Source organism: Halomonas cibimaris (assembly GCF_039537045.1).
Taxonomy (GTDB): domain Bacteria; phylum Pseudomonadota; class Gammaproteobacteria; order Pseudomonadales; family Halomonadaceae; genus Vreelandella; species Vreelandella cibimaris.
Genome location: NZ_BAAAZT010000021.1, coordinates 1 through 9997, shown reverse-complemented (window position 1 = coordinate 9997; position 9997 = coordinate 1). Strand labels below are relative to the sequence as shown.

The following is a 9997-nucleotide window of genomic DNA, read 5'->3' as shown; positions in this document are numbered from 1 at the left end:
AGATCAAGGTTGGACACAAACGTCTGCAGCTAAAAAGCTAGGAGTTTCACAGCCTAGAATCAGCAACCTCATGAATGGAAAAATAGACAAGTTCTCTGTGGATATGCTACTAGAGATACTTTTCAAACTGGGATATACCCTAGATATGAGGTTCAATCCGATGGATCATAAAAACCCTCTAGATATTCGAATCACGAGGGTTTAGAGAAGAAAAAAAAGGGGGGAGCCCCCCCCCCAAAAAAACACACGGGTTAGTCTGCTACAGGCCTTGATTCCAGCCACTGCTTGTAGCGGCCCTTCGCGGTATCCGTGTTCTTTTTGTCAACGCCGTCGCAAGCTTTCTTATATGCGTGCAAGATTACAACCTTGCCAGGGCGTTCTACTACGAAGACGCACCGCTTAGCCGGTCGTCCGTTTCGCCGCAACTCGATTGCCTTAGCTCCTACCGTGCCGCCGAGATGCTGCGATGATATCTCCAATTCAACTCCCCAGGCCGCCATTTCCAAGTTCGTCAAGAACCGTTGGGCGGTTGTAGAGTCCAGGTCGGAGAAATCCTTCATAACCTGCTTGCTCAGGAATATTACCTCATCTGTCGCATGTATATCCATTTGCTTTCGTTCCTCCACTTGCTTCGTTTTAAGTTGTCGTATGCGATTTTCATGTCCATATCTCCTTCAAATCCGCCAAATTTTTTTTAGCGGGGCCCTTAGGCCATTCATGATTTCATGGATTCGACACTGATTACTTTCAGTGCCGAGCCATATATTATATAATAAATTATATAATTTCAAGCGCTATCTTTCAGGCGCTCGGAAAAAGATAGCGGGCTATCTAAATCAACGCTAGTCTAGCCTATTTTGGTGAGATTTATTGTGGGTGTGTAATGATCTTTCGATCTTTTTCCTTGGAGCATTTAATCGAATCTACAGGGTGCCCAGACGCTCAAGCCTTCTACAGTCGCGCCTCTATTTTAACCTGCGGGGTTTTATGCCACGGATACTCAGAGCATCTGCTCCCCGGACACCCCTACTAACTGCCGGCATATGCCAGCACCTTACGAATCCTGCCCTAGCTCTAATCCGTCTTATCTTGAATCTTTACCGGGCTGACTCAGGCCCTTTAGGCCCAGAGCGAGGGAGCGGGGACGCCTCTTGCTTTGAGCGCTTCCGTTCTTCTGGCGGCTCCCCCAGCAATGCGGCTCGTCGCCGCTCAGCGGCCGATGTTAGCTCTCCGAGGTGACTCACTCCAATTGCGGCGAGCTGCTCATCCAGGGCATCTACAAAATCCAGATTATTGCCAGTGTCGGCAGCACGGATCGCCTCCAAGCGTTCAGTAGCATTGGCCATCAGTAGGATGCGTTCGGCCAGCGCTCCTGGCTCCTCTCGCAGTGATTCTGGTGGCCGCTGTGGCATCGATGGTGTTGATGCAGCCGCCAGTCGGTCTTGCCGATCACGCTCGGCTTGCCGAAACATCCACGCCTGATAGGCCGTTTTTACCCGTCCAACTTCTGCTTCAAGTCGCTCAGCTGCCCCGATGATTCGCTCAATTGCCGCGTCAGTTTGTCGAACGCTGCCGCGTGTTGCTGATCGCTCTGCTGAAGGTCGCGGCGAAGCGTCTCGATCTCGCGCTGCATTTGCTCCCGCTCGTTGCGCATCTCCTGGCGAAGCGAGGCGTTCTCGTTCTGCTGCGCCTTCTGCGCTGTCTGCAAGCGCTGTAGCTGTTCTGACAGCGCGTTCACCAACCTCTCGGATTCGCTTTGCTGTTGCTGTAACTGCTGCAATAGCAGGGTTTCCAACTCTGTCACGTGTTGCCACTCCTGGAGCCGGATCATCGGCATCTATTGTTTGCTGCTGATCGACCGATCGGCCTGCAGCCTCTGACTCGCACTCATCGACACGTGGATAGCGCGCTCGGTGGTACTCCGCACGTCGCTCAACGGCCACTGCCAAGCGCTCTCGTGCTCGTTCAGCAGCTGCTGGGTCAGCTCGACCAGCTTGACCATCTGCATCGCTCTGCGCTCGGCGGGCCTCTCGCTCCAAGGTTTGCTCAATAGTCCAGTCATCGCGAAATAAATCCCCCCGCAGCCGAATCGCTGTTTTTGCGCCTTCCGGGCAAACACTCACGTATGACGCGCCAGAGCGCGTAATGTGACCAATCTCGGCCAACGCTGCGCGGATCTCAGCTGCGTTCGTGACCTGCCCTTCAGCGATCAACGCTTCAATATGCGAGGTAATCTCGGTCCGGGTCTGAGGGTGTCGGTCCGGGCGGCTCCGGTGCTGCTCGTTGCCGGGTTGGACACGCCTGGCGCGATTTGGGTCGTCGGGTCGAGCCCATCCCATTTCGTAATTCCAGGCATCGCGCAGCGGGTCAAAAAGCCGTTCATGGCCTGGAGGCGCGATATTCAAAGCTTTGCCGCTGCTCAACTCAACGCGAGCAGTCAGCGTGTGAATATGGGCTGTGCCGTCATGATCTCGGTGCAGTACGGCGCAGCTGGCGTACTGATCGTGCTGAAGTCCTGCGAACGCGGTAGCCTCCCACTCCTCGATGACGGCCTGAATCTCAGCGTGAGAGGGGTTGTCATCGGGTCCCCAGGCGATAACACCACTCGTATAACCCCATTTGTGCCGGCTGCTATCTGCGACTAGAGCAACCAGCTGCGGGTCGCCGCGCAGCACAGTGACCTCGGCTCGGACCTCACCTGTATGATCTTTTTCTTGCAGCAGGTAACGTGCAGCTCCGTTCGCACTGCCCTTGCCATGCTTGAGAAATTTTATGTGCACGGTGCCTCCGTGCCTTGGTCGTCAGGATCATAACTGGGCAACTCGGCAAGTCGGTGCAGCTCACGCTGGATGGCGGCTAGCTCGGCGAGCAGATGCGCATGATCACCAGGCGTTAGGCCCACCGAATTCAGCACGCGGGCGATCTGGTTGACGTTGCTCCCTACAGCGGCGAGCTGTCGCAGCAATTCGGGGTCGGCTGTCAGCGTGCGCAACCGCCGCTGTTGTCGTCGCTGACCGGTCTTCACCGCGCCGGCGCCGTCAACGCGCTGGCGAACCCAGTCGCTGAGCGACAGGTCGGCAGTCTCGGCACGCCGCTTCCACTCGGCGGCGGTGTCGTCAGGCAGCCGTAACGTCACACGCTTGGTAAGCCGTTGCGCCATGGGTTGCCTCCGGGGTTGGGATTTCGGGGGTCGAGGGGGCGCAGCCCCTCGCCAGCCCCTGGCAGCAAAGCCGCGAAGCGTTTTTGTCTGACAGGGTAGGCTGGCTTCTATGGCTAATAGTTTAGCACAGTTTCAAATAGAGTTATTGGGTGCACGCACACCGGCAGGGCAGGGTGGGAGGGGAGCTAGCTTTTTCAAACCATACACTCAACCGCGTTTTGAGGGGGTAATAGCCATAGATTTAACAAAACAGTTATGTAAGCCATTGATTTTGGCTTAGCGCAGCTATATTACCCCTGAAAACATACACGAATTCCTCATTCTTACTGCTCTGGAGATGTAAAGCGATAAAATCGCTGTAGATAGCGCGCGAGCCTTGGCCATTATTCGCTAACCTTGGTCATCCTTCGTCATTCTTCGTCAACTTTGCCCCCTTTTAGACATTCTTCGTCATCTATCGTCATCCTTGCCCACCAAGGAGGCATGCAAAGGCTGGCACCCCTGTCTATAGCAAGACGTTGATTATAATCAATATTTTTTGTTTTATCGGTGGACCTTTGAACACTTTTGAGCTTTTTAGGTCAACGCTCGTTTTTCTTCGTCATTCTTGGGCCGACCGGGCTCACCGAGGCTTCTTTTTGCTGTCCTTTTGAGAGGTGGACGGATCCACTTCGCGTTCCGTCAGCCGATCGATCACGTTTTGGGCATCGTTCAAGCGCGCTTCCAGGCCGCTAAGACGCTCGGACAAACGGGCCGATTCGGCTTCGCGCTGCTGCTCGGCTTCCCGCCAACCACGCTCCGCCTCTGCCAGCTTTCCGCGCAGCCCTTCTAACTCGCGGTCACGCTCGGCCGCTTCCTCCTCGAGCGTCTGTACCGCTTCGCGGGCTTCCTCGACTTCGCCGGTCGCCTGCGCCTGTGCTTCGTCCAGCGCCGCACGCTCCGCTGATAGGCGACGCTCGGCTTCGGCCACCGCTGCATCCCAGGCTGCGGCTTTGAGCTGCTCTACGCGCTCGTTGATGGGCTCCGGCACCTCGATTTCGGCCAGGGCGTGCTCTTCGGTCTGTTTTTCCCGCCACGCCTGCATCGCTTCCGAGATCGTACTGAATGACCCACCGCCGAGGGCTTTGCGGACGCGGGCCAGCGTGGGCCGGTCGCCAGCCTCGGCGATTTTGTCGGCTTCAGCGTGGATTTTTTCCGGGGTCAGGGCCATGTCTGTCTCCTTTTCCGTATTTTGTTGTATGTAGTATAATACAACATACAATTTTATACAACAATATTGTATTCATTGCCTCACATAAACCGAGCTATGCTGCGCGTGAGCATCGAGGGAGAAGGGATATGCCGCATGACATCGCCTACAACCTGCCGCGTATGGCTCACACAGGCCGAATCCAGGTCTACGGCGTTAACGGCCGATACCGCTACCGCTTAACGAACGGCCAGGGCGACATCGAGCACCGCAGCACCGACTGGCCCGGCGGGACATACGGCAACCCCGAACGAGCGCTGCGCGACGGTTTGCTGCGTGATAGCGATCCCCGCCTGGCGGCCGAGCTGGATGCGGTGGCCATGGCCTGCGGCACGACGTACTCGGGTGCCCTGGATCGAGCGCACGACGGCATCACGCTAACGCTCGAGGCATAAGCCCGACGCCCAGGGCGGGAGGTTGCCGGTGCTTTCGCCGAAAGCCTCATTATCAGGCGTCGGCGCCTGGCCTGAAGCGGGTTTATCGCCGCCTTGGCGGCGATGGAAGGGGCGCTTGCGCCCCGAAACCGGCGAGGCACGAGTCCTACCGACCCACAGCAGCTAAACGCCCGCCTTGGAAACTGGCCCAGCCGCCGTACCTTGTTGCCAAACAGGGGTTGCCAAGTCGATAGCACGGATCTAGCGCGGCGTAAGCCGCCCATTAGGGCGCCCAGGCGCGTAGCGCCTCGATGGCGCCCTAGGGCCGCGCCTTGGGCGCGCCATTGTTAGGCGGCCCGAAGGGCCGGGCGGAAGGCGCTTTAGCGCCTGGAGGGTAGGCGAGCGCGTATCGCGCTCTTTTCTGTACCTTTTCCCTTTTCCCCTTTTATCGTTTATAAATTATTGATTATAAAGAGTTAAAAAGGAAATAAAGGGACAAAATGATGGTCAAAAGAGGACAAAATGATGGTCAAAAGAGGACAAAATGATGGTTGAAAGAGGGACAAAATGATGGTTTTATGTGACATATATAAAAAAGTCACACTAGGGGTGTAGCATGCAGCACGCTTTGGTCTACAAAGCCAATGCATTGGTTGAGGCGTCCTACCGCCTAAGTCTCTACGAACAACGCATTGTGCTGGCCTGCATCGCACAGGTACGCCGCAACGAACCGCTAACAGACCAGAAGCTCTACATGGTCAGCGCTCAGCAGATAGCTAAAGACACAGGCACAAAGCTAGGCACTGCCTATCAGCACCTGAAAGCAGCCTCTGAAAGGCTATATCGTCGAGAAGTGACTCTCCATGAAGCGCCCAATGGCAACGGTCATGCCAAAGTCAAGCTTACCCGCTGGGTGCAGACGGTTGAGTATCGGGAGAGCGAGGGCATAGTAGCCCTACGCTTCGGCACCGACATGGTGCCTTATTTGTCCCAGCTCTCGGAGCAGTTCACGCGCTACGCCCTGGCTGACGTGGCTACCATGACCAGTAGCCACGGCATGCGGTTCTATGAGTTGCTGTGCCAGTGGCGCGACGCTGGACAGCGAGAGGTATCGCTCGAATGGCTGCGTGAGGCGCTACAGCTCGGGGAGCACTACCCGAACATCCGCGACCTCAAGCGCCGAGTCATTCAGCCAGCGGTTGATCAAGTCAACGAGCACAGCCCGCTATGGTGCAAATGGGATCAGCGCAAAACTGGACGGCGAGTATCACACCTAGTGTTCACATTCGGTGAAAAAGCCTCAAAAAGCCCACAGAAAAGTCGTAAGGGAAAACCTGGGGCTAGCACCGAAACAAAGGATAAGAACGCCACAGGCGCTATATACGGCATCCCTATGGCCGTCATTAAAACCAAATCGAAGCCCGGTGAATCCTATGAGGATGCTGCGCTACGGCTACTGACTGAAAGCCGGCATTCTTAAAAGCGCAGTCCGATAGTATTAAGCGACCGCCTGAATACCGTTTTTGGCGATCAACGTCAGCAGACGTAATGCCGGCCCGCCAGGACGCTTAATGCCACGCTCCCAGTCGGATACCAAGTTTTTGCTGACGTTGAGATAACGCGCAAAGACCGGCTGTGACAAGTGCTCCTGCTCACGCAGCGCACGGATTTCATCGGGTGACAGGGGCGTCACCGGCGTGAGGCAAGATTCATCAAAGTCACGCATGGTGCGCTTACTGATGGCTCCAACCTCTTGCAGGGCTTCCATGGTTTCATGAATAGCAGCGAATGCGTCGCTGCGATACTGTTTAGCCATTGTCGTTCACCTCCGAAAACTGCCCTTTCTCTATCATGGCGCTTAACTGGGCATCAGACAGTGAAAGTATGTGTTGAGCGGCTTTTTTAAAGGCTTCTTTTTCATCCTCACTGATGTTGTCCTGCTGATTTTTTGCAAAACCATACATGAAAAAAGCCCTGCTTTTTTCGCGATACAGGACGATGGTGCGATAGCCGCCTGACTTCCCCTGTCCAGGCCGGGCGATCCGCTGCTTAATCACACCGCCGCCCAGGTCAGCATCAATCAAGCCTTGTTCTGCCCGCTGTATCGCTGCACGTAGCGCGTCATCCGGCAGCTTTTGCTTACGGGCGAAGCGCTCAAACCAAGCGTTCTTAAAAATCCTCACCGGCCGAATCTCTATTATGTTAAGTATAACACTAAGTGTGACACCTATCCATTATTGGCTGCAACGCCGGCGTATGTAGGGAGTTGCCTGGGGCAGGCTTTTAGCCGTCTGGTAGGCTACATTGCCTACTGACACACCCATGCCACAGTCTCGGTGACACACCATGAAGTTCAGCGTATCCGCCGCCGCCCGGCTGTACAGAAAACCACGCAAGACGCTATACCGCCACATGGCCTTGGGCCGCTTGGCATACAGTGTTGCTGGCGACCACGGGCGAACGCTGGATATGTCTGAGTTGATCCGTTGCTACGGTGAGCCGCCTGCGCATGACACAGGGCAGACACATCGGACACACCCTAAAATGTCCCAGGTGGACACACCCGATGACACACCCCAGGGCGATAGCGCGCTACTTGAAGAAATGCGCCGGCAAACAGCGGTGATTGAACGCATGGCCGATCGTATTGAGCAGCTAGAGGAGGCCATGCGGGCATTACCTGCGCCCCAGGCACCAGGCGCTGTGGAGCCCGAGGCAGAGCCCGCTACTACGCCACCCCGCGATTTTAGCGATTTGCTGGCACGGTTTGAGGCACGCACCAAACCCGATTAAAACGTCAGTCGCTCGAACGGCCGTCCCGACAGCGCCGTGTAGGCCACCGTGTTCTGGATGTTGGCGTGGCCCAGGTACTGCTGCACCGTGCGAATGTCCGTGCCGCTGTTGATCAGGTGTACCCCGCAGGCGTGACGTAAAGCGTGCGGGTGCCAGGGCACGCCCAGCACGCGCTCGCTCAGCCGAGCCAGCATCTTCCGAAACCCCGCCACGCTCACCGGCGCCCCGCGCTCGCTGACGAACACGAAGCCGTCGCGGCGCTGCGTGGCATTCTGATAGCGCTTGAGCGCGCGCACGGTCTCGCCCTGGAGCGGATGGGTGCCGTCCAGCGAGCCCTTGGCCCGCTGAATGGTCAGGGTATGGCCGCTGGCCAGATCCAGGTGCTGCCACTTGAGCGCGATCAGCTCGCTCACGCGGAGGCCATGCTCGAAGGCCAGGCGAATCATCAGCGCGTCGCGCCGGCCCTGGCGGCCTTTTTTGGCTGCTCGGATCAGGCGATGCACCTCGTCGCGGGTCAGGTGCTTGCGACCTCGGGCCGCGTCGTTGGTCGAGCGCGTGCGAACTGTCCGGCTTTCAGTGGCCGGACGCAGGCGGGTCACGCGAGATGAAGCGACGTCAGTCATGGGGTTGGGCTCCCTGGGCGGCCGTAACTGTCCGGGTTTTGGTTAAAAGACAGACAGTTTGTGTGGGTGACCACATAAATGAAGCGAGTATTTAAGTTAAAACCAGAGGAGGAGCTATGCCAACGCAACGCATCCATATGGATGAATATGGGCACACATGGGTAGTTATGGGTTTATCCAAAATAAAGACCTCAAGGGGGGGGACGAGATGCGCAGAAAGACGACTTTTTGAAATTTTACTCGATTCCTATGTTGACTACCCCCAAAAATTTCTGTAGCTTTCTCAGCATGAGAAAAAATGAAGACGTCAACCTACGCGACCAACCTATCGGTAAGCGAATTGGGGATACCCAAGACCTTCCCGACGAGCTCAAATCACAACTTAATGCGTATAAAACCGACGAACTGGAAGACTGGATAATAAATACGCTAAATAAAAGATATGAAGGGATTGCAAGCCTTGATGAGATCATCGTCGGCTTATACCGCGAATATGGGTATATTACGAAAGAGCGTAAATACATCAACAGCAAAATATATCGAATGAGGAATCGAAATTTACTGGAAAGTGTTCCAAAAAGGAAAGGTGTATACAGGGTATTAACGTAAAAGCCAGCCACTGTGGAGGTGGCTGGCTTTACGCATTTCCTGTACCACTAGCAATGTGTCTAAGTTAAACCATCCGGCTTAGACCGCAGAGACTTCTGGTAGGAAAGGTCTTTACTCGAGACATTGATCTTAGCCGATATCCGGGGTCGCTGTACAGCATGAGCCCCCAAAACTTACGTTTTGGGCGGATGGCTCACCCTGGGAGGTGCTAATGGGCAAGGTCAAAACGTATAGCTTAATATTGCTTATGCCCTTCAAGTATTGGCAATTAAGGTTTTGATTTTGAACACTTTTATGCTGCCTCCCTCCAAAAATTGGAGGATCAGCGATGAAAGTCAAAACTGTTTTCGTATCAACGTACGAACGCTTTCGCTACGGCCGCTGGGAAACTGTGGGATGCCACTTCCGCAGCCTACCTAACTGCTAGTTTTAGCCGATGATATCAGGGCCCTCTTGGGGCCCTTTTTTTTGTCAGGTAAATTATTGATTTAAAAGTGGAAATCTACTTTTCTATTCAAAGCGCATTCATCGCGTTCTGATGGCTTTGGGTTTCCAACGCCTTGCCGGGGCCCAGGACGACAGGGCATTTATCTTGAATACAGAAGCACCATCGCTGCCAACACAATCCTTGGCGGTCCACTCCGACCCATCCATCCCTTTTGCTTCCTTCCTGGTCACTTCACGCCCAAGGGCCTCTCGCAGTCCTTGTCTGCTTCCTAAAGGAATTTTTTTGCATCCTCCCTGGGCGCGGCCTGATGGAGGGACGCTTCAAAGGCCAAAAATAACCCTTAACAAGCGATACACCATACGCAATGCGTAAACGTTGCCAAGCCCTTGATAACCATGGAAGTTATGTTGCTGCTTCGCGCCACGGTCAGGCCGGAAACCATGCGTGTGGCGCAAGGGAATACGCTACGGCGATGGGCTATGGAAGGTTAAGGGAAAAAATATTTGAATTAAAATATAATTACTTGTATAATACGCCTACCTTGCTTAGGGAGATCATAAGCATCTACACAGACACAATGTTCCGCATCTATGTGTTTGCATAAAGATTAAATTATAGATAGAGCACAGCGGAAGGAACTGGAGATGAATACTGCTTTCGAACTAATTTCATCAGACCCCGTTGAGTACAACTCAATGGCTATGAGATCTAAGCTTATTGTCATATTAACTAAATTTATAA

Annotated in this window: 13 protein-coding genes; 5 read left to right on the top strand and 8 right to left on the bottom strand. The window is 54.7% G+C overall.

Annotation, left to right across the window (positions count from 1 at the left end):
• The coding region (locus ABD654_RS02595) for a helix-turn-helix domain-containing protein (RefSeq protein WP_344701986.1) at nucleotides 1-205 on the top strand (205 nt) is incomplete at its 5' end.
• A gap of 46 nt (nucleotides 206-251) precedes the next feature.
• On the opposite strand, the gene ABD654_RS12155 is transcribed toward ABD654_RS02595, so the two are convergent.
• The 3 genes from ABD654_RS12155 to ABD654_RS02585 form a co-directional block, all read right to left on the bottom strand.
• A complete protein-coding gene (locus ABD654_RS12155; RefSeq protein ID WP_425552693.1) occupies nucleotides 252-560 on the bottom strand; it encodes a type II toxin-antitoxin system RelE/ParE family toxin in 309 nt (102 codons plus the stop codon).
• 932 nt (nucleotides 561-1492) lie between these two features.
• A complete protein-coding gene (locus ABD654_RS02590; RefSeq protein ID WP_311946572.1) occupies nucleotides 1493-1804 on the bottom strand; it encodes a guided entry of tail-anchored proteins factor 1 in 312 nt (103 codons plus the stop codon).
• 33 nt (nucleotides 1805-1837) lie between these two features.
• Entirely contained in the window at nucleotides 1838-2002 is a 165-nt protein-coding gene (locus ABD654_RS02585; RefSeq protein ID WP_344701984.1) for a hypothetical protein, read from the bottom strand.
• 145 nt (nucleotides 2003-2147) lie between these two features.
• Here ABD654_RS02585 and ABD654_RS02580 point away from each other — a divergent pair, with 145 nt between their 5' ends.
• Nucleotides 2148-2645, top strand: a complete 498-nt coding sequence (locus tag ABD654_RS02580; protein ID WP_311946570.1) for a hypothetical protein — start codon at nucleotides 2148-2150, stop codon at nucleotides 2643-2645.
• A gap of 125 nt (nucleotides 2646-2770) precedes the next feature.
• On the opposite strand, the gene ABD654_RS02575 is transcribed toward ABD654_RS02580, so the two are convergent.
• Nucleotides 2771-3160 (bottom strand): MobC family plasmid mobilization relaxosome protein, encoded by a 390-nt coding sequence (locus ABD654_RS02575; protein WP_311946569.1) that lies wholly within the window; start codon nucleotides 3158-3160, stop codon nucleotides 2771-2773.
• Between the two features lie 622 nt (nucleotides 3161-3782).
• Nucleotides 3783-4370 carry a DNA-binding protein gene (locus ABD654_RS02570; RefSeq protein ID WP_344701982.1) on the bottom strand — a complete coding sequence of 196 codons (588 nt, stop codon included), beginning with the start codon at nucleotides 4368-4370 and terminating at the stop codon, nucleotides 3783-3785.
• Nucleotides 4371-4498: 128 nt separating this feature from the next.
• On the opposite strand from ABD654_RS02570, the gene ABD654_RS02565 reads away from it, so the two are divergent.
• Together ABD654_RS02565 and ABD654_RS02560 are read left to right on the top strand one after the other, a co-directional pair.
• Entirely contained in the window at nucleotides 4499-4804 is a 306-nt protein-coding gene (locus ABD654_RS02565) for a hypothetical protein (protein ID WP_344701980.1), read from the top strand.
• A gap of 595 nt (nucleotides 4805-5399) precedes the next feature.
• Nucleotides 5400-6263: a replication initiation protein gene (locus tag ABD654_RS02560; protein ID WP_344701978.1), complete on the top strand. Its 864-nt coding sequence runs from the start codon at nucleotides 5400-5402 to the stop codon at nucleotides 6261-6263.
• A gap of 18 nt (nucleotides 6264-6281) precedes the next feature.
• On the opposite strand, the gene ABD654_RS02555 is transcribed toward ABD654_RS02560, so the two are convergent.
• Nucleotides 6282-6599, bottom strand: coding sequence for a helix-turn-helix domain-containing protein (locus ABD654_RS02555; RefSeq protein WP_311946578.1), 318 nt, complete (start codon nucleotides 6597-6599; stop codon nucleotides 6282-6284).
• A complete protein-coding gene (locus ABD654_RS02550) occupies nucleotides 6592-6966 on the bottom strand; it encodes a type II toxin-antitoxin system RelE/ParE family toxin (protein WP_344701972.1) in 375 nt (124 codons plus the stop codon). The genes ABD654_RS02555 and ABD654_RS02550 overlap by 8 nt, the downstream gene beginning before the upstream one ends.
• 361 nt (nucleotides 6967-7327) lie before the next feature.
• On the opposite strand from ABD654_RS02550, the gene ABD654_RS02545 reads away from it, so the two are divergent.
• Nucleotides 7328-7576, top strand: coding sequence for a hypothetical protein (locus ABD654_RS02545; protein ID WP_344701970.1), 249 nt, complete (start codon nucleotides 7328-7330; stop codon nucleotides 7574-7576).
• Here ABD654_RS02545 and ABD654_RS02540 read toward each other — a convergent pair.
• The gene (locus tag ABD654_RS02540; protein ID WP_344701968.1) at nucleotides 7573-8199 is read right to left on the bottom strand and encodes a tyrosine-type recombinase/integrase; all 627 of its coding nucleotides are present in this window, start codon (nucleotides 8197-8199) and stop codon (nucleotides 7573-7575) included. The two genes, ABD654_RS02545 and ABD654_RS02540, sit on opposite strands and share 4 nt — an antisense overlap.
• Nucleotides 8200-9997 lie beyond the last annotated feature (1798 nt).